This window comes from Kribbella sp. NPDC056951 (assembly GCF_042674205.1).
Lineage (GTDB): Bacteria > Actinomycetota > Actinomycetes > Propionibacteriales > Kribbellaceae > Kribbella > Kribbella yunnanensis.
Map to the genome: position 1 here is coordinate 639360 of NZ_JBHUQZ010000002.1, position 18585 is coordinate 657944.

20 protein-coding genes and 1 riboswitch are annotated in these 18585 nt (G+C 68.1%); of the genes, 8 read left to right on the plus strand and 12 right to left on the minus strand.

Annotated elements, in window-relative coordinates:
- Window positions 1–32: 32 nt before the first annotated feature.
- A complete protein-coding gene (locus ACFTSF_RS10580) occupies window positions 33–905 on the minus strand; it encodes a bifunctional 5,10-methylenetetrahydrofolate dehydrogenase/5,10-methenyltetrahydrofolate cyclohydrolase (protein WP_380153586.1) in 873 nt (290 codons plus the stop codon).
- Between the two features lie 23 nt (window positions 906–928).
- Window positions 929–1022: riboswitch (ZMP/ZTP riboswitch) on the minus strand.
- Window positions 1023–1172: 150 nt separating this feature from the next.
- Between ACFTSF_RS10580 and ACFTSF_RS10585 the strand changes: the two genes are divergently transcribed.
- Window positions 1173–1655 (plus strand): DUF805 domain-containing protein, encoded by a 483-nt coding sequence (locus ACFTSF_RS10585; RefSeq protein ID WP_380153587.1) that lies wholly within the window; start codon window positions 1173–1175, stop codon window positions 1653–1655.
- A gap of 17 nt (window positions 1656–1672) precedes the next feature.
- On the opposite strand, the gene ACFTSF_RS10590 is transcribed toward ACFTSF_RS10585, so the two are convergent.
- The 6 genes from ACFTSF_RS10590 to ACFTSF_RS10615 all read right to left on the minus strand — a co-directional run bounded on the left by ACFTSF_RS10590 (window position 1673) and on the right by ACFTSF_RS10615 (window position 6252).
- Window positions 1673–2290: an NUDIX hydrolase gene (locus ACFTSF_RS10590; RefSeq protein WP_344164118.1), complete on the minus strand. Its 618-nt coding sequence runs from the start codon at window positions 2288–2290 to the stop codon at window positions 1673–1675.
- Window positions 2287–3150, minus strand: coding sequence for a proteasome subunit alpha (gene prcA, locus ACFTSF_RS10595; RefSeq protein WP_380153588.1), 864 nt, complete (start codon window positions 3148–3150; stop codon window positions 2287–2289). Before prcA ends, ACFTSF_RS10590 begins: the two co-directional genes overlap by 4 nt.
- Before the next feature lie 29 nt (window positions 3151–3179).
- Window positions 3180–4022 carry a proteasome subunit beta gene (gene prcB / locus ACFTSF_RS10600; protein WP_344164124.1) on the minus strand — a complete coding sequence of 281 codons (843 nt, stop codon included), beginning with the start codon at window positions 4020–4022 and terminating at the stop codon, window positions 3180–3182.
- An 8-nt stretch (window positions 4023–4030) separates the two neighbouring features.
- Complete coding sequence (locus ACFTSF_RS10605) at window positions 4031–4240, minus strand: ubiquitin-like protein Pup (protein ID WP_132411737.1); 210 nt, start codon at window positions 4238–4240, stop codon at window positions 4031–4033.
- A 68-nt stretch (window positions 4241–4308) separates the two neighbouring features.
- Window positions 4309–5829, minus strand: coding sequence for a depupylase/deamidase Dop (dop, locus tag ACFTSF_RS10610; protein ID WP_380153589.1), 1521 nt, complete (start codon window positions 5827–5829; stop codon window positions 4309–4311).
- A gap of 57 nt (window positions 5830–5886) precedes the next feature.
- Window positions 5887–6252 (minus strand): MerR family transcriptional regulator, encoded by a 366-nt coding sequence (locus ACFTSF_RS10615; RefSeq protein WP_380153590.1) that lies wholly within the window; start codon window positions 6250–6252, stop codon window positions 5887–5889.
- 86 nt (window positions 6253–6338) lie between these two features.
- On the opposite strand from ACFTSF_RS10615, the gene ACFTSF_RS10620 reads away from it, so the two are divergent.
- The 4 genes from ACFTSF_RS10620 to ACFTSF_RS10635 are packed head-to-tail and all read left to right on the plus strand — an operon-like array spanning window position 6339 to window position 8974.
- On the plus strand, window positions 6339–6965 hold the full coding sequence (locus ACFTSF_RS10620; RefSeq protein ID WP_380153591.1) for an SDR family NAD(P)-dependent oxidoreductase: 627 nt from the start codon (window positions 6339–6341) through the stop codon (window positions 6963–6965).
- A 10-nt stretch (window positions 6966–6975) separates the two neighbouring features.
- Complete coding sequence (locus ACFTSF_RS10625; RefSeq protein ID WP_380153592.1) at window positions 6976–7470, plus strand: NUDIX hydrolase; 495 nt, start codon at window positions 6976–6978, stop codon at window positions 7468–7470.
- A 47-nt stretch (window positions 7471–7517) separates the two neighbouring features.
- Window positions 7518–8135 carry an RNA polymerase sigma factor gene (locus ACFTSF_RS10630; RefSeq protein ID WP_380153593.1) on the plus strand — a complete coding sequence of 206 codons (618 nt, stop codon included), beginning with the start codon at window positions 7518–7520 and terminating at the stop codon, window positions 8133–8135.
- The gene (locus ACFTSF_RS10635) at window positions 8132–8974 is read left to right on the plus strand and encodes a hypothetical protein (RefSeq protein WP_380153594.1); all 843 of its coding nucleotides are present in this window, start codon (window positions 8132–8134) and stop codon (window positions 8972–8974) included. Before ACFTSF_RS10630 ends, ACFTSF_RS10635 begins: the two co-directional genes overlap by 4 nt.
- On the opposite strand, the gene ACFTSF_RS10640 is transcribed toward ACFTSF_RS10635, so the two are convergent.
- The 5 genes from ACFTSF_RS10640 to ACFTSF_RS10660 all read right to left on the minus strand — a co-directional run bounded on the left by ACFTSF_RS10640 (window position 8971) and on the right by ACFTSF_RS10660 (window position 14275).
- The gene (locus ACFTSF_RS10640; RefSeq protein WP_380153595.1) at window positions 8971–9312 is read right to left on the minus strand and encodes a hypothetical protein; all 342 of its coding nucleotides are present in this window, start codon (window positions 9310–9312) and stop codon (window positions 8971–8973) included. The genes ACFTSF_RS10635 and ACFTSF_RS10640 overlap by 4 nt on opposite strands.
- A gap of 117 nt (window positions 9313–9429) precedes the next feature.
- Window positions 9430–11175 carry a proteasome ATPase gene (arc, locus tag ACFTSF_RS10645; RefSeq protein WP_344164150.1) on the minus strand — a complete coding sequence of 582 codons (1746 nt, stop codon included), beginning with the start codon at window positions 11173–11175 and terminating at the stop codon, window positions 9430–9432.
- Between the two features lie 69 nt (window positions 11176–11244).
- On the minus strand, window positions 11245–12201 hold the full coding sequence (locus ACFTSF_RS10650) for a tRNA (adenine-N1)-methyltransferase (RefSeq protein WP_380153596.1): 957 nt from the start codon (window positions 12199–12201) through the stop codon (window positions 11245–11247).
- Between the two features lie 49 nt (window positions 12202–12250).
- Entirely contained in the window at window positions 12251–13405 is a 1155-nt protein-coding gene (locus ACFTSF_RS10655; protein WP_380153597.1) for a site-2 protease family protein, read from the minus strand.
- 48 nt (window positions 13406–13453) lie between these two features.
- The gene (locus ACFTSF_RS10660) at window positions 13454–14275 is read right to left on the minus strand and encodes an intradiol ring-cleavage dioxygenase (RefSeq protein ID WP_380153598.1); all 822 of its coding nucleotides are present in this window, start codon (window positions 14273–14275) and stop codon (window positions 13454–13456) included.
- Window positions 14276–14389: 114 nt separating this feature from the next.
- On the opposite strand from ACFTSF_RS10660, the gene ACFTSF_RS10665 reads away from it, so the two are divergent.
- The 3 genes from ACFTSF_RS10665 to ACFTSF_RS10675 are packed head-to-tail and all read left to right on the plus strand — an operon-like array spanning window position 14390 to window position 18577.
- Window positions 14390–15277: a RecB family exonuclease gene (locus ACFTSF_RS10665; RefSeq protein WP_380153599.1), complete on the plus strand. Its 888-nt coding sequence runs from the start codon at window positions 14390–14392 to the stop codon at window positions 15275–15277.
- 31 nt (window positions 15278–15308) lie between these two features.
- A complete protein-coding gene (locus ACFTSF_RS10670; RefSeq protein WP_380153600.1) occupies window positions 15309–16058 on the plus strand; it encodes an ABC transporter ATP-binding protein in 750 nt (249 codons plus the stop codon).
- The gene (locus ACFTSF_RS10675) at window positions 16058–18577 is read left to right on the plus strand and encodes an ABC transporter permease (protein ID WP_380153601.1); all 2520 of its coding nucleotides are present in this window, start codon (window positions 16058–16060) and stop codon (window positions 18575–18577) included. The genes ACFTSF_RS10670 and ACFTSF_RS10675 overlap by 1 nt, the downstream gene beginning before the upstream one ends.
- Window positions 18578–18585: the final 8 nt, after the last annotated feature.

Consider the following 18585-nt stretch of genomic DNA (forward strand, 5'->3'; position numbering starts at 1 on the left):
ACGCCTCCTCGTCAGTTCACAACGTCTACAGCCTAGGCCAGGCCGGCCACAGGGTGGACAGCCGTCTCGGATTGGGCCTCCGCGGCGTCGACCGTCTGCTCCAGCAGCAGCGCGATCGTCATCGGCCCGACACCGCCCGGAACCGGCGTGATCAGGCGCGCCACCTCGCTCGCCTCCTCGAAGTGAACGTCACCGACATTGCCTTCGTTGTATCCGGCATCGACCACGACCGCCCCCGGCTTCAACCAGTCGCCGCGGACAAAGTTCGCCTTGCCGACCGCAGCGACCACGATGTCCGCCGTACGGACGATCTCGGGGAGGTTCGTGGTCCGCGAGTGCGTGTAGGTGACGGTCGCATCCGATGCCAGTAGCAACATTCCCGCCGGCTTACCGAGGATCGGGCTGCGGCCGATGACGACCGCGTGCGCGCCGCGGATCGGTACGTCGTACGCCTCGAGCAGCCGCATGATCCCGCCCGGCGTACACGACCGGAACCCGGGCTCACCGAACGCCATCGCCGCGAACGCGTGCATGGTGACGCCGTCGACGTCCTTGGCGGGGTTGATCGCCTCGAACGCGGCGCGCTCGTCGATGTGGCTGGGGACCGGGTGCTGCAGGAGGATGCCGTGCACCTCGGGGTCGTTCGAGAGGTTGGTGAGCTCGGCGACCAACTCGTCGGTGGTGGTCGCGGCCGGCAGTACGACGCTGCGCGAACCGATCCCGGCCTTCTTGCTGCGGTTCTGCTTCATCCGCACGTAGGTCGCGGAAGCGGGATCGTCACCGACCAGCACGGTCGCCAGGCATGGCTGGACTCCGGTGGATTCGCGCAATTTCTCAGCGCGGGCGGCGGCGTTCGTCACCATCTCGGCGGCGAGCTCGGTCCCGATCATCAGTTCGGCGGTCATGGGCGCACTCCTCTGGGCGTCAACTCAAATGCCCAGGCGCGCGGCTACCACCGCCGGATCCACCGGCAAGCCGCTCCCCGGTGGTACCCCACCTCAACGCCAGTCACGACCCGCCTCCAGCTTACCTTCTCCCCCGCACCGGCCCCGCCTCGCTACCGCTCGTCAAATGAGCGCTTCGCAGAGGGGACGCGTTGGCATCAAGCGGTCACAGCCTGCCGATCCTCCTCCGGTCTCACACACTGGCACCGAGAAGAGAGGAGGGTCTCGGTGTCGGTCGTCAGGGCGGTGTTCGATCCTCGTGGGCGCGGGCTACGGCGTGAGTACTGGCTTGTCTGGCTCGCGGGCTGGGTGGTGTTGCTGGCCCCCATTCTGGTCGACCGGGCGTTGGGGTTGTCCGCGGAGCAGCGAGTGGGATGGGCAATCGGTGGGCTCGGTCTTGTCGCTCACCAGGTCGTCGCCGTACTCGCGGCGATTCGGCGGTTGCACGACACTGATCACTCGGGCTGGTGGTTGCTGATGTCGTTCGTGCCGGTCGTCGGCAGCGCGGTGCTGTTCGTCCACCTCACGAGCGCCGGGACGCCCGGCCTGAACCGGTACGGCGCCGATCCGCATCCGGGCGTACCACCGGCCGAGCAGGTTTATCCGGTGAAGCAGCCGAAGTCCCCGCGGGCCAAGGTGATCGACGGATTCTGGTGGCTGGCCTTCGCGGTCGTCTTCTCGCTTCTCATCGTTGCCCTCGTCAATCAGTAGCGGCGGCGGGCGAGGGGTTAGAGGAGGGCGGCGTGGTCGAGGGCTAGGTAGGCGGCGTCGGTGCCGGTCATGGCGCCGGGGGTGCGGAGTTCGGCGCGGAACTCGGCCACGGTCAGTTCGACTGGGACGCAGTCTTCGGCGTCATCCAGTTGCTGGGTGCCGTTGGGACGGCAGCCGCGGGCGATTGCGACGTACTTGCGGAAGGTTGAGGACGTGCCGGCCCAGGTCCAGCCGACGACCTCGAGGGTCTCGCAGGTGTAGCCCGTTTCCTCCTCGAGCTCGCGGGCGCCGCCGACCGCAGGGTCCTCGCCGGGCTCGATCAGGCCGCCTGGCAGGTTGGTGACGACGCTGTCCGGGCCTGGACGGAACATGCGGATCGTCACGATCCGGCCGTCCGGGGTCAGGGGCAGCACGGTGATGCCGCGGGCGACTCCATCCGCGGACTCCGGGCCTGTGACGTCCCAGTCGACCTCGTGGCCGTTCGGCATGCGGTATTGACGGACCTTGACCGTCAGGAAGCGCTGGTATGCGACCTTCTCCCCCAGGAGCTCCCAGGGCTCTGGGTCGGCGGCCCGGGATGACGCAGCCGCCACGTCGGAGGAGGTGGCGGCTGCGTCGGTGGTTCGGTCCGTCACAGGGGGCGGCTGTCGTCGGGGTCCTCGGGCGGAGCGATCGGTGCCTCGTCGTCGGCCGACGACGGCGCCGCGGACGAGGATGCCGGTGACGAGGGGGTCTCCTCGGTCGGCTCCGAAGGCGTCGCGTCCTCAACTACGGCTGCCTCGATATCCGCGGCGGGGTGCGACTCGGACAGGATCCGGGCCAGCGTCTCCTCGGAGATGCGCTTGAACTTGCGGACCTGCGTCCGGGTCCGGTCCAGTACGGCGACCTCGAGCTGGTCCGACGTCAGTTCGCGGGGCTCGCTGCTGTCGTGGCCGAGGGCGTCGACGGCCAACCGGAGGGCCCCGGCCAGCGAGATTCCCTCCTGGTAGTGCTCGCCAACGTACTCGGCGACCTGCTCGGCCTGGCCGCCCATCACCGCATAACCCCGTACGTCGGCGATCGAGCCGTCGTACGTGAGCCGGTAGATCTGGTCGTCGGCCGTGGAGGTGCCGATCTCGGCGACCAGGATCTCGACCTCGAGTGGCTTCTCGCCGCCGGAGGAGAAGATCGCGCCGAGGGTCTGTGCGTACGCGTTGGCCAAGGCCCGGCCGGTGACGTCGCGCCGGTCGTACGAATAGCCGCGCATGTCGGCCAGCCGGACGCCGGCGATCCGCAGGTTCTCGAACTCGTTGTAGCGGCCGACCGCGGCGAACGCCATCCGGTCGTAGATCTCGGCCACCTTGTGCAGTGCGGGTGAGCGGTTCTCGGCGACGAACAGGATGCCGTCGGCATACTGCAGCGCGATCGCGCTGCGGCCCTTGGCGATGCCCTTCCGGGCGAAGTCCGCCCGGTCGCGCATCAGCTGTTCTGGTGAGACGTAGAACGGCGTGCTCATCGAAGGTGTCGTCCTCTATGTCGATGGGATCAGGTCAGGGACGCCGTGGCGGGGCCGTCGGGGCGGCCGTGGCGCTGCGCCCAGGCCGCGTCGACCAGGGCGGCGACCTCGTCCTCGGGCAACCGCTGGTAGCCGTCGGCGGTGACCACACCGACCACTGGGAAGATCCGCCGCAGCATGTCCGGGCCGCCGGTGGCCGAGTCGTCGTCGGCGGCGTCGATCAGCGACTGGATCGTCACCATCGCGCAGTCGGTCGCGGACAGGTCCTCGCGGTAGAGCTTCTTCAGCGAGCCCCGGGCGAACAGCGAGCCCGAGCCGACGCTGTGGAAGTGGGTCTCCTCGTAGCGGCCGCCGGTGGCGTCGTAGGAGAAGATCCGCCCGCCCTTGCGGTCGTGGTCGTAGCCCGCGAACAGCGGAACCACGGCCAGACCCTGCATCGCCATCGCCAGGTTGCCCCGGATCAGCGCGCTGAGCCGGTTGGACTTGCCGTCCAGGCTGAGCGTGGTGCCCTCGAGTTTCTCGTAGTGCTCGAGCTCGACCTGGAACAGCCGGACCATCTCGATCCCGAACCCGGCCGATCCCGCGAACGCGACCGCCGAGTACTCATCGGCCGGGAACACCTTCTCGATGTCCCGCGAGGCGATGATGTTGCCCATCGTGGCCCGCCGGTCGCCGGCCATCACCACGCCACCCGCGAAGGTGGCCGCGACGATCGTCGTACCGTGCGGGACCTGGTCGGAGAAGTCGGCCTGCCCCAGGCTGCGCCGTCCGGGCAACAGGTCGGGCGCGTGCCCGGCCAGGAAGTCCATGAACGATGTGCCACCTGGGGTCAGGAAGGCTTCCGGCAACCGGCCGGAGGCATCAAATGTCATCGAGCGGTTCACTCCCCACCCTTTTGGACGAACCCGCGGACGAACTCCTCGGCGTTCTCCTCGAGCACCTCGTCGATCTCGTCGAGGATCGAGTCGACGTCCTCGTCGAGCCGTTCCTTGCGCTCGGCCACGTCTTCCGACGTGGTCGACTGCTCGACCTCTTCCTCGGTCGTCGAACGCTTCGGCTGCTTGTGCTGCTGCCCGCCGTCCTTCGCCATCGCACACACCTCCTAGAACCGCAGTGGAGAAGACGCCCAACCGCTTCTCCGTGCTTCTAAGAGCGACCCTACCCGGCGGCACCCCCAGTGATGGTGCGAACCAGGTCACTCGCGGTGTCGCACTGGTCCAGAAGGGCACCGACATGCGCTTTCGTACCGCGCAGCGGGTCGAGGGTCGGGATCCGCTGGAGCGACTCCTTGCCGGGCAGATCGAAGATCACCGAGTCCCAGGAGGCGGCCGCGACCTGCGGCGCGTACTGCTGCATACAGCGGCCGCGGAAGTAGGCGCGGGTGTCGGTCGGCGGGTGCGAGACCGCCATCCGGATCTCCTCGTCGGTGACGATCCGCTGCATCCGGCCGGAGTTGACGAGTTTGTAGTACAGGCCTTTGTCCGGACGAAGGTCGGCGTACTGCAGGTCGACCAGGTGCAGCTTCGGGTCGTCCCACTCCAGGCCGTCGCGGTCGCGGTAGGACTGCAGCAGTTTGTACTTCGCCACCCAGTCGAGCTGGTCGGACAGCTTCATCGGGTCGATGGCGAGCTGGTCGAGGACCGACTCCCAGCGGTGCAGCACGTCCTTGGTCTGGCGGTCCGCGTCGTCGCCGTACTTGTCCTCGACATACTTGCGGGCCTGTTCCAGGTACTCCGTCTGCAGCTGTACGGCGGTCAGCTTGCGACCGTCCTTGAGCGTCATCAGGTGTGTGCAGGTCGGGTCGTGGCTGATCTCGTGCAGCGCGGTGACCGGGCGGTCGACCCCGAGGTCGTCGGTCAGCCAGCCGTCCTCGATCATCGCGAGCACCAGCGACGTCGTACCGACCTTCAGGTACGTCGAGATCTCGGACAGGTTCGCGTCGCCGATGATCACGTGCAGCCGGCGGTAGCGGTCCGGGTTCGCGTGCGGTTCGTCGCGGGTGTTGATGATCGGCCGTTTGAGGGTCGTCTCGAGGCCGACCTCGACCTCGAAGTAGTCGGCCCGCTGACTAATCTGGAACCCGTTCGTGCCGCCGTCCTGGCCGATCCCGACCCGGCCGGCGCCGGTGACGACCTGGCGACTGACGAAGAACGGCGTCAGGTGCCGCACGATCGAGGCGAACGGCGTCGAGCGGCGCATCAGGTAGTTCTCGTGCGACCCGTACGACGCGCCTTTGTTGTCGGTGTTGTTCTTGTACAGGTTGAGTTGCGGGGCACCGGGGATCTGCCGGGCCTGTCGCGCGCCCTCCATGATGACGAGCTCACCGGCCTTGTCCCAGACCACCACGTCGCGCGGGTTGGTGCACTCTGGCGCGGAGTACTCGGGGTGGGCGTGGTCGACGTACAGCCGGGCGCCGTTGGTGAGGATCACGTTGGCCAGGCCGGTCTCCTCGTCGGTGAGCTGGCTGGAGTCGGCCACCTCCCGGCTCAGGTCGAAGCCGCGCGCGTCCCGCAGCGGGTGCTCCTCGTCGAAGTCCCATCGCGTCTTGCGCGCCAGTGGCTGCGTCTGGGCGTAGCCGTTCACCACCTGGCTCGAGGTCAGCATCGGGTTGGCCCCGGGCTGGCCGGGCACCGAGATGCCGAACTCGGTCTCGGTCCCCATGATCCGCCGCACACTCATAATCACGAGCCTACGCGGTCGGGTCGCCCAAAGTCGGTCTCCGTCCCGATCGTTGCGTCACTCCGGTGCGTGGATCGCCGCTTCGAGCAGTACGTCGAGCGCCCGCTGCGACGTACTGAGCCGCTCGATCTCCGCCGCCACCCGGGCCCGCTCGGCGGTCAGTCCGTCGACCATGCCCCGGCAGCCTGACAGCACCGGCTCGGCCGGATCACCCTGCACGCAGTTCAGCACGCCGGCGATCATCGCGGTCGGGAGCCCGGCCGCGAGCAGGCTGCGGATGTGCCCGACGACGTTCGGCGCCTGGTCGCAGTACTCGCGGTATCCGTTGGTCTGGCGCACCGGCTCGAGCAGGCCTTGCTGCTCGTAGTACCGCAGCAGTCTTCGGCTCACACCGGTGCGCTCCGACAGTTCTCCGATCAGCAATGCCCACTCCTCGCCTCTTGACCTTGACACCGGTGTCACGGCCTACGGTCCCGGTGATCGATACCAACGCAGCAGGAGGAACGAACATGCCGGGAGTTGTGGTGATCGGTGCCGGACCGGGGATCGGCCAGGCAGTCGGACGCCGATTCGCGCGGGAAGGCTGGCCGGTCGCACTGATCGCGCGGCGGCAGCCAGAGGCCGCTGGGGCGACACTGACGCTGGCCGCCGACTGCACCGACGAGTCGGCGCTGCGGGGCGCTCTGGACAAGGTTGTCGCCGAGCTGGGGACACCTGACGTCGTGGTCTACAACGCCGCGAAGATTGCGGCCGACCGGATCGGTGAACTGACACTGCGCGAGCAGTACGACGCCTGGGCGGTCAACGTCGGCGGTGCGATCACAGCCGCGGCACATGTCGCGCCGGCGATGGTGGCCAACGGCGGTGGCTCGTTTCTGATCACCGGCGGGATGCCGGAGACCAAGCCGGACTACGTGAGCCTCTCACTCGGTAAGGCGGGTGTCCGGACACTGGTGAGCCTCCTGGACCAGACCTACGGCGCCGACGGCCTGCACGCCGCCTCAGTGACCGTCTACGGCTCGGTGGCACCCGGTACGGCGTTCGACCCGGACCGCATCGCTGAGGAGTACTGGACTCTGCACCAGCAGCCGCGGGACCACTGGCAGCAGGAGGTGCACTACACAGGCGTCGTGTGAGACTGCGGGCATGGATGAACTGGTGGCACTCGTCGATGCGGACGGCGTGGTCTGCGGGTCGGTACCCCGCTCGGTGATGCGCCGCGACAACCTGCGGCACTCGGCGACCGGCGTACTGGTCCGCAACTCCAGTGGCGACATCTACGTGCACCGGCGGACGCCGACCAAGGACGTGTACCCGGCCTGCTACGACTTCATGGCCGGTGGCGTGATCGATGCCGGTGAGGACCCGTACGACGCCGTGGTCCGTGAACTGGCCGAGGAGCTGGGGATCACCGGTGCCGAGCTGACGAAGCTCCCCGAAGGCGACTACGCCGACGAGTTCACCAACTACCACGCCTACCTCTACACGTGCGTCTGGGACGGTCCGGTCGTCCACCAGCCCGAAGAGGTCGCCTGGGGCGCCTGGATGACCCCTGCGGAGCTTGTACGGCGTCTGGACGAGTGGACCTTCGTTCCGGACACCTCAGCGCTCCTGGGCGCGTACATCCGCAGTCTGGCCTGACCCGGATCCGATGCAACCATCGGCAGGACCACCGGTCATAGACCGGTGTGACCAACATCCTGATCGACGAGACGGAGCCCGTGGTGACATCACCGGCCTCGGATCACGAGCTGTGGGACCGGCTGCGCACCGGCGATCATCAGGCACTCGGTGAGCTGTTCGACCGGCATGCGGACGCAGTACACGCGTTCGCGTTCCGGCGGACCGCTTCCTGGAGCACTGCCGAGGACGTCGTCCAGTCCACGTTCCTGAACACCTGGCGCCGCTTCCAGCGCAATCCCCCAGGCCCGTTGGCCGTGCCGAGTGCGCTCGGCTGGCTGCTGGTCGTCGCCCGCAACGAGTGCCGGACACTCGCCCGTACGGCGGCCCGCATCCGCAACCTGGTCGACCGCCTGCCGGCTCCTGAACCAGCGACCGATCACCTGGCCGATGTGGATCGTCGCCTCGACGACGAACGCCGGATGTCCGCGATCCGCCGGGCAGTCGACCGGCTCCCCCGGCATGAGCGCGAAACGCTCGAACTCGTCGTGTGGGCCGGTCTGACGCAGACCGAGGCCGCGGACGCGCTCGGCGTACCGGTGGGGACCGTCAAGGCCCGCCTGCACCGTGCGCGCCGGCGCTTCCCCGACCTTGTGTCCAGTGACTTCCTCCAGGAGCCCTCATGAGCACCGACCTCGAACCACCGACCGTCCCGCCGCTGTCGCCTGACCAGCACGACCGGCTACGCCGCCAGCTGATGCAAAAGACTCGCCCCGCAGTACGGCGTACTCCGGCGTGGGCAGCTCCGCTTGTCGCTGTCGGGGCCGTCGCGGCGATCGTCGCGGGCACGATCACGGTCGTCCAGCATCCCCGCACCGAGCAGGACCCGGCCGCCAGCCCGTCGCCGAGTCAAAAGGTCGAGTCGAGCAAGCTCCCAGCCAGCGTCAAACCGCCGCAGTCGGCCATCATCTTGCCGTTCCCGGACGATGTCGACCTCGGTCCGGTGTCGGCGGCTGACGCTGCCGAGGCGGCCGAGTCGTGTCACGTGCCAGGCGGTGGCCCCGGCGCGCTGAACGTGCTGTGGTCCCGGCGACTGAAGGGTGCCGCACCGGGCAGCAGTTTCATCCACCTGGTGGTGCAGGGCGCAGAACGCTCGACCGGGCCGTACAGCCAGGTGCTGGCTGTCTGCCAGCAGGGCATCGGGGTCTACATGATTCAGGACAGCTACTGGACCAAGGCAGCCACGTCCAAGCGAGCGGTGGAAGCCTTCGTCGGCAGCAGCTGGAGTACTCAGCCCACGAGGATGTACTTCCAGCACTGGACGATGTACTGGGCCCGCAAGGACGTCGCGCGGATCGAATCACGCTACGTGTGGCCGGGCGGGTCCAGCGCCTGGATCAAGGGCGTGGTCGACGGCCATTTCGCGTACACCGACAGCCGGGGGATCCCGGTCGGCAAGAAACCGTTCAACCCGACCGAACAGATCCGCGCGTACGACGCTCAGGATCGACCGGTACCGATCTAGTACCGGCGGCGGCTGACCGAGCGGGCGAGGTTGATCCCGACCAGACCCGCCCAGCTGACCACCACGCCGAACGGCCCGATCATGTCGGCGGCGATCGCGGTGATCGGGATCGCCGCGACGATCGAGATGATCGCCAGTGCCAGGCCACCCGGGTCGCGTTCGCGGCTCGGGTGCGCCGGCGGTTGCGGCGCGTGGACCGGTTCGGGCAGGGTGGCGCGGCGCTGCGCGTCGAGCCGTTCCAGGAAGCCTTCGATGATCTCGGCTTCGTATTCCGGCCCGAGCTCCTGCCGCGCGGCCACCGCCGCCCGCAGGTCCTTGCGCACATCGTCGGTCGCCATACCACCGACGGTATGACCCAACCGCCGTACAGAGGTATCGGGGGAAACCCTCACCCGTCCCCCGAAACGCCAACCGCCCCGGCGCCAGATCGGTGCCGGGGCGGTACGACGTACTTACTAGAGGTATTGACCGGTGTTCGTGGCCGTGTCGATGGAGCGACCCGGCTCGGTGCCCTGCTTGCCGGAGATGAGCGTGCGGATGTAGACGATCCGCTCGCCCTTCTTGCCGGAGATCCGGGCCCAGTCGTCCGGGTTGGTCGTGTTCGGGAGGTCTTCGTTCTCCTTGAACTCGTCGACACACGCCTGCAGCAGGTGCTGCACCCGCAGACCCTTCTGGTTCTCGTCCAGGTAGGCCTTGATCGCCATCTTCTTGGCCCGGTCGACGATGTTCTGGATCATCGCGCCCGAGTTGAAGTCCTTGAAGTACAGGACCTCCTTGTCGCCGTTGGCGTAGGTCACTTCGAGGAACCGGTTCTCGTCGGCCTCGGTGTACATCCGCTCGACGGTGCGCTGGATCATCCCGCCCACGCACGAGGCCTTGTCGCCGCCGAACTCACTGAGGTCGTCGGCGTGCAGCGGCAGCGTGGTGGTCAGGTACTTCGAGAAGATGTCCCGGGCCGCCTCGGCGTCGGGGCGCTCGATCTTGATCTTCACGTCCAGCCGGCCCGGCCGCAGGATCGCCGGGTCGATCATGTCCTCGCGGTTCGAGGCGCCGATGACCAGGACGTTCTCCAGGCCTTCGACACCGTCGATCTCGCTGAGCAGCTGCGGGACGATGGTGTTCTCGACGTCGGAGGACACCCCGGATCCGCGGGTGCGGAACAGCGAGTCCATCTCGTCGAAGAACACGATCACCGGCATCCCTTCGGATGCCTTCTCCCGGGCGCGCTGGAAGACCAGGCGGATGTGCCGCTCGGTCTCACCGACGTACTTGTTCAGCAGCTCGGGACCCTTGATGTTCAGGAAGAACGACTTCTGTTCCGCCACACCGGTCCGCTCGGCGACCTTCTTGGCCAGCGAGTTCGCCACCGCTTTCGCGATCAGGGTCTTGCCGCAGCCGGGTGGGCCGTAGAGCAGGACGCCCTTCGGCGGCTTCAGCTCGTGCTCGAGGAACAGGTCCTTGTGCAGGTACGGCAGCTCGACCGCGTCCCGGATCTGCTCGATCTGGCCGGCCAGACCGCCGATCTGGGTGTAGTCGATGTCCGGGACCTCTTCGAGCACCAGCTCCTCGACCTCGGACTTCGGGATCTTCTCGTAGACATAGCCGGAGCGGGGCTCCAGCAGCAGCGAGTCGCCGGTGCGCAGCGCGATGTCGAGCAGCGGCGAGGCGAGCCGGACGACCCGTTCCTCGTCGGCCTGCGCGATCACCAGTGCCCGCTCGCCGTCGGCCAGCAGTTCCTTCAGCATCACCACGTCGCCCACGACCTCGAAGTCGCAGGCCTCGACCACGTTCAGCGCCTCGTTCAGCATCAGTTCCTGGCCGAGCTTCAGCGCGTCCAGGTCGATCGACGGGCTGGCCGCCACCCGGAGCTTGCGGCCCCCGGTGAACACGTCCAGCGTGTCGTCGTCGTTGCGGCCGAGGAAGGTGCCGAATCCGGATGGCGGTTGGGCCAGCCGGTCGACCTCCTCCTTCAGGGCGATGATCTTCTCTCGCGCCTCCCGCAGCGTGTCGGCCAGCCGCTCGTTCTGAGCGGTGACACTCGCCAGGGAGGCCTGTGTTTCGGACAGCCTGCTTTCGAGCGACCGGCTGTCAGCCGGGTGCTCCAACAACCGACGCCGCAACGCTGCGACCTCGGCCTCCAGGTACCGGACCTGGTTACGCAGCTCTGCCGCGGTAGGACTCTCGTCTCCAGCCACGATCATCACCTCACCATGTGGGGCTCGACCCTATGGACCTTACCCAGAAAACCTCGCCGGGCAAGCTGAATCCCATCACGTGTCGGTTGCGGATGAACCTGTTGCTTTGGGCACATCTTCAGAACCGTCACTCCGACGGGGGCCTTGGTAGTCGTCGCCGTACGCGCCCGGTGCCGGCCGGCGCTTCTTCCGGGGTGCCTGAACCCCGTGCGCCATCCGTCGGGCGGTGACCAGAAAGGCGGTGTGACCTTGCATCCGGTGTCCCGGACGAACCGCCAGACCCTCCACGTGCCAGTCTCGCACGAGAGACTCCCACGCGCGCGGCTCGGTGAATTCGCCGTGGGCCCGCAGCGTCTCGACAACCCGGCTCAATTGGGTCGTGGTGGCGACGTACGCGCAGAACACCCCGCCGGGGCTCAGGGCACCGGCAGCGGCGTCCACGCACTCCCAGGGGGCCAGCATGTCCAGGATGATCCGGTCGACATCGGTCTCGTTCAGCTTCTCGACCAGGTCACCGACCTCGAGCCGCCAGGCCGGGTGCTCGCCGCCGAAGAAGCCGGTCACGTTCTTGCGCGCGACCTCGGCGAAATCCTCGCGGCGCTCGAACGAGATGACCTGGCCGTGGATGCCGACGGCCCGCAGCAGCGCGGTGGTCAGCGCGCCGGATCCGGCGCCGGCCTCGACCACCTTCGCGCCCGGGAAGATGTCGGCCATCGTGACGATCTGCGCGGTGTCCTTGGGGTAGATCACCGCGGCACCGCGCGGCATCGACACCGAGTAGTCGGCCATCAGCGGCCGCAGGGCGAGGTACTCGACTCCGCCCTTGGAGCGGATCACCACGGCGTCCGGGCCGTCGATCAGCTCGTCGTGCTCGATCCCGCCCTTGGTGGTGTGGAAGATCTTCCCGCGCTCCAGGAACACCGAGTGCCGGCGGCCCTTGGAGTCCTGCAGGGTGATCCACTCCCCCGCCTGCAGGGGGCCGTGATGGACCCCGGAGTACGCCTGGTCGGGAAAGTCGCGCAAGTCAGCCATAAGGCGCTCACCTTAACTTTCCGTGACCCGCCCGCCGTCAGGGAGGTGGTCAGCGACCGCGGAAGGCCTGCTCGATATCGGCCGTCGCCAGTACGCCGTACACGCTGCCGGCCGCGTCGAGGACCAGGTACTCCGAGGCGGGGTGCTCGCGGATCGTCTTCAGGATCTCCTCGCCGGTGTCGTTGACCCCGATGATGTGGCCCGCGCCGATGCGGGTGGAAACCTCGCTCACCGTGGTCCACGGCCGCTGGTTCGCCGCAACCGCGGCGACCGCGCTCTCGGAGACCAGCGCATGCGGCTTGCCGTCGCCGTCGATCACCACGACCGCCCCGGCGTGCGCTTCGCCGGCCATCCGGACTGCTTCGGAGATCGGCGTACCGGAGTGCACCGCGATCGCGCGGCGGGCCATCGTGCGCACCTGCAAGGTGGGCAGCTTCTGGCGCAGCCGGGCCTGCATCAGCTGGGCAGTCGAGCCCATGTACAGGAAGAAGCCGACCGCGAGGGCGATCAGGAAGTCGATCAGCGTCGGTTGCCGGCCGAAGGCCCGCTCGAGGATGACCGGTGCGGCCAGCACCAGGATCGCCAGGATCCGGCCGCCCCAGGCGGCCACGATGGTGCCGGTGTGCATGTTGCCGGTGATCTTCCAGACGAGCGCCCGCGCCACCCAGCCACCGTCCAGCGGCAGTCCGGGGAGCAGGTTGGTGACACCGACGATCAGGTTCGCGACGGCCAGCTGCCATAGCGCGATGTAGGCGACACCGTCGTCGACGGCTCGCGATCCGAAATAGGCCAGTCCGCCGACCGCCAGTGAGGCGATCGGGCCGACCACCGAGACCGCGAACTCCTCGAACGGCGTCTTCCGCTCGCCCTCGATATGGGTCCCGGCGGCGAAGAATCCGAGGTTGATCTCCGACACGCCGATGCCGAACTTCAGGGCCATCAGCGCGTGCGCGAGTTCGTGCACCAGGATCGACAGCGTGAACGCGACCACGAAGGCGAACGACGCGACATAGCGCCAGGCGCCGATCTGCGGGAACTGCTGCCCGATCACCGCGGAGAACCCGAACGCCAGCAGCATCGCCACCGGCAGCCAGGTGAACCGCATGGTCAGCCGGATCCCGCGGACACGACCGAGAACCCAGGTACCGGGCGGCGGTGGGCCGACCGACTGGGCGGGGTTCTGAGGATCACGCTGTTCGGACATCACCCCAACGCTACTGGTCGAGCGGTAACAACCTGCTATTCACCCGGCTCAAACGCCCACATCGAGTTTCGCCGTGTACCCGTTCACCGCGTCTCCGGACACCGCCGCGAGCTGATGTACGCCGTCGTCGTCGCCGAACACGTTGTCGTCGGCAAGCGACGTACGGCGCATGTTCTCCGCACTCCCGTCGTAGCCGTCGGTGCCGTACACGGCGTTGCAGACGTTCTCGGGGAACGCGAGTTGCGAGGTCGCACTGATCTTCCCGGCGGCGGTCGCGTCGGACAGGCTGGCGTAGACCTCGAAGTGGATGTGCGGCCAGCGGCCTGTGTACGCGGCCGGGAAGATGGTCGTGAACTTCACCTTGCCGTCGGCGTCGGTGGCCTGGACACCGCGCAGGTAGTTCTCGTTGGTCGCGCCCTCGGAGTAGAGCGAGTAGCGGCCCTGCGCGTCGCAGTGCCAGACATAAACCGCCGCTCCGGACAGCGGGGTGTCCTTGTCCGCGTCCAGGATGGTCAGCTCGACAGTCAGCGGTACGCCGGTCGCCGTGCCGGAGGCGGAGCCGAACGACTTGGTGATGTCGCTGCGGACGATGCCGGACTCGGTGAGCACGTTCGGCCCGTTGGAGCCGTCACCCGGATAGGGGCCGGCGGTCTCGGCCGGAATCTCGTCGACACCGGCGGTCGAGGTGGATGGAGCGGTCGAGGTCGATCCTGTGGCTGATGGTGTGGTCGCCGTTGACGGTGTCGAGTCGGGCGAACAGCCCGCGAGGGCGACCAGACCGGCACCGGCGAACAGGCTCAAGACCTTCCGCCGGCGCAACGTGCCGAGGTCGTATTCCAGGCCGAGATCGTGCTCACGTGGTGGCTTCATATGAAGAGCTTGGCAAGCCAGACCGATAGTTGGCCGAAAGTCTCCTGGGAATTCCCTGGGAGCCTTTAAGCCCTTCTGACCGAAAGTGTCGATGGCCTCGCCTAGGGTTTCGGTATGAGTGTTGCGGCCGAGGTACCAGTCAGCGGGCATCCGCGGGGAGCGCTGTCGCCGTCACGGGCGGCCGATTTCATGAGCTGCCCGCTGAAGTACCGGTTCCGGGTCGTCGACCGGCTGCCCGAGAAACCCTCGTCCGCGGCCGTCCGGGGCACGGTCGTGCACGGGGTGCTGGAGCGCTTGTTCGATCTCCCGCGCGGTCAGCGGACGCTGGAGCAGGCTGCCGAGATGCTCGAGCCGCAGTGGCAGCAGGTGCTGGCCGACGAACCCGAGGTGGCCAGCCTGTTCGCCGAGGACGCGAGCGGTGAGGAGCTGGCGAGCTGGCTGGCCGAGGCGCACAAACTCCTCGGCAAGTACTTCACCCTCGAGGACCCGAACGCTTTAGAACCGGCCGAGCGCGAGCTGTACGTCGAGACCGAGCTCGAGTCCGGCCTGGTACTGCGGGGCTATGTCGACCGTCTCGATGTCGCGCCGACCGGTGAGATCCGGGTGGTCGACTACAAGACCGGGCGGTCGCCGTCGGAGTTCTTCGAGGCCAAGGCCTTGTTCCAGATGAAGTTCTACGCGCTGGTGCTGTGGCGGCTGCGCGGCGTCGTACCGGCGATGTTGCAGCTGGTCTACCTGGGCAACGGTGAGATCGTCCGCTACATCCCGGACGAGGCCGATCTGCGCGCCTGTGAGCGGAAGGTCGGTGCGCTCTGGACGGCGATCAGCCGCGCGCTGGAGTCCGGCGACTGGCGTCCGAGCCCGGGCCCGCTCTGCGACTGGTGCGACTACAAGTCCCTCTGCCCGGCCTGGGGCGGCACCCCGCCACCTCTGCCGCAACGAAGTGTCGAGGAGGTCGTGGTCGAGTCCGCCGGTGTCGACCTGGTCGGCGTCGACGGCTGAGAAGGAACCTCTGGTAGATAGCGTTCGTCGCATGAGCGTGGAACTGACACCTGCTGTCCGGGCGATCGGCGTGACCAAGCGGTACGGCGTGGGCCAGACGCAGGTCGATGCATTGGTGGAGCTCACCGCCGACTTCGGCAAGGGCCGGTTCACCGCGATCATGGGTCCGTCGGGGTCGGGCAAGTCGACCCTGCTGCATTGTCTGGCCGGTCTGGACCAGCCGACGGCCGGGCAGGTGTGGGTCGGTGATGTCGAGCTCAGCCGGCTGCCCGAGAAGCAGCTGACGCATCTGCGCCGGGACCGGATCGGGTTCGTGTTCCAGGCCTTCAACCTGGTGCCGACCCTGACGGCGTACGAGAACATCACGCTGCCGCTGGACCTGGCCGGCCGCACGCCGGATCGGGATTGGCTGCGGACGGTGATCGACACGATCGGGCTGTCCGACCGCCTCAAGCACAAACCCTCAGAGCTGTCCGGCGGTCAGCAGCAGCGGGTCGCCTGTGCGCGTGCGCTGGCGTCGCGGCCCGAGGTGGTTTTCGCCGACGAGCCGACCGGCAACCTCGACTCGCAGTCGTCGGCCGATGTGCTCGGCTTCCTGCACCGGTCGGTGCGTGAGTTCGGGCAGACCGTGGTCATGGTCACCCACGATCCGACCGCGGCGTCGTACGCGGACCGGGTGCTGTTCCTGGCCGATGGCCAGTTGCGTTCGGAGTTGCTCGACCCGACTGCCGAGACCGTCCTCGACATGATGAAGAGTCTCGACCCGGCCGTGGCCGGCTGATGCTGAAGATCGGTCTGCGCTCGGTTCTGGCGCACCGGCTGCGGTTCGTGCTTTGCACGGTCGCGGTCGTGCTCGGCATCGCGTTCGTCGGTGGCGCGATGGTCTTCACCGACACCCTCTCCACCGCGCTGAAGAAGCAGTACGCCGGCAGCACGGCGGATATCACCATCACGCCGGTGGATCCGGTCGAGGCCCGCACCGGCCCACCGGCGACTCTCGCGGCCGCGGTCGTCGGCCAGGTCGCCGCGGTTCCCGGAGTGGCCGACGCTGACGCGCAACTGCTGGTCAGCGACGTGCAGATCCGCAAACCCGACGGCACCCCGATCGACACCTACGGTCTCCCGACGTACGGCGCGGGCTGGCCGCACGCCGTACGGACCTCGCCGTTCCGGCTGATCGACGGCAAACAACCGTGGGGTACGGCGGAGCTCGGGCTGGACGAGTCGACCGCGTCGAAGGCTGGTTACGGCATCGGCGATCAGGTGCGCATCGTCACCGCAACCCGGCCCGTGACAGCCACCCTCACCGCGATCACCACCCCCGCCCAGGCCGGTCCAGCCGCGGGTGCACCGCTGGTCACGTTCGACCCCGCGACCGCGCAGCTCGTCCTGCTCGGCAAGCCCGGCTGGACGTCGATAGCCGTCGCGCTGAAGCCGGGCGCCGACACCGAACAGGTCCGCGCGGCGATCGCGAAGACCGTCGGTGACACGTTCAAGGTGCGGACCGCGGCGCAGGTCGAGGCCGACGGTGAGACTGCGCTCGACACGACGTTCGGCGGGTTCAGTTCGATCTTGCTGATGTTCGCCGGGCTCGCGTTGTTCGTCGGCGCGTTCCTGATCGTGAACACGTTCGCGATGCAGGTCGCGCAGCGGTCCCGCGAGCTCGCGATGCTGCGCGCGATTGGTGCCTCCCGCGGCCAGGTCACGGGCTCGGTCCTGGCCGAAGCGCTCGTGATCGGGCTGATCGGTTCGACCCTCGGTCTGCTGCTCGGTATCGGAGTCGCTGCCGGGATCACCTTCGCCTATGAGGGGCTCGGTGCGGCGATCCCGAGCGCTGGTCTGCAGATCAGCCCGGCGACGATCATCGCCTGCTACGTGCTCGGTGCCCTGCTCACCGTGGCCGCCGCCTACCCGGCCGCCCGCCGCGCCGGCCGACTACCTCCGATGGCCGCGCTGCGCGATGGCGCGATGATCCCCGAGCGCTCATTGCTGCTCCGGTTGCTGGGTGGCGCGTTCCTCCTGCTGATGGCGCTGGTGCTCTATCTGATCGGCGACTACGCCAGCGGCATGCCGGGCGCGGTCCTGATCGGGCTCGCGTCGGCGATGGCACTGCTCGGCATCGTGCTGACCAGTCCCCTGGTCAGCCGGTACGTCGTGCGCGGGCTGATGGCGCCGTTCGGCCGCAAGGCCCCGGTGACACTCGGCCGCCGCAACGCCGAACGCAACCCACGCCGTACGTCGGCCACGGCCTCGGCGCTGATGATCTCGGTCGCGCTGATCAGCGGGCTGGTGGTGATCGGCTCGTCGGCCAAGGCGTCCATCGACGCGAATGTCGCGGCCGCGATCGGTACCTCCGACCTGGTCGTGAGTTCGTCCGATCCGGACACCTTCAGCCCGCAGGTCGCCGACCGGATCCGCGCGGTCGGCGGGATCGCGGGTGTCCATCAGGTCCGGCAGCAGGACGGCAAGGTGGGCGATCTGCCGGTCAAGGTGACCGGGGTCGGCGACGGGACCCTGGACGGCCCGATCACGGTCGCTCTCGATTCCGGTTCGTTCGACGGCCTCGCGAGCGGCCAAGCCGTCGTACCGCGGACGATGGCCAGGTCCCTTCACGTCTCCGTCGGCCAGAGCATCAGCCTGGTCACCACGTCCGGCAAACACAGCCTGACCGTGGCCGGAATCCTCGCCCCGAACCGTCAGCTCAACGCGGTCGTGATCTCACTGGCGACGTACGAGAAGGTTGGCGGTGCCCCGGCCGACTCGCTGCTGTACGTCGATGTTGCCGACGGCACCAGTACCGCCCAGGCCAGTACGGCGATCCTGGAAGGCCTGAAGGATTATCCGTCGATCCAGGTCCGCGATCAGCAGGCGTACGCCGCTCAGGCACGCGGTCCGGTCGATGCCGTGACCACAGTGATCGGGATGCTGCTGGCGCTGGCGATCCTGATCGCGATCCTCGGCATCGTGAACACGCTCGCCCTCGGCGTCGTCGAACGCACCCGGGAGATCGGGCTGCTGCGGGCGATCGGGATGGACCGGCCACAGTTGCGCCGGATGCTGCGGGTCGAGTCGATCGCGGTCACGCTGCTCGGCGCGCTGCTCGGTCTCGCGGTCGGCGTGCTGACCGCGGCCGCGATTCAGGGCGTGCTCGTCGACGACGGGCTCAGCGAGCTCGACATCCCGGTGCTTCAGCTGGTCGGCGCAGTTCTCGTGTCCGGGGTGATCGGCGTACTCGCTGCGGTCTGGCCGTCACGCCGTGCAGCACGGCTCAACGTCCTGCAAGCCATCGCGACCGAGTAGCAGCCAGA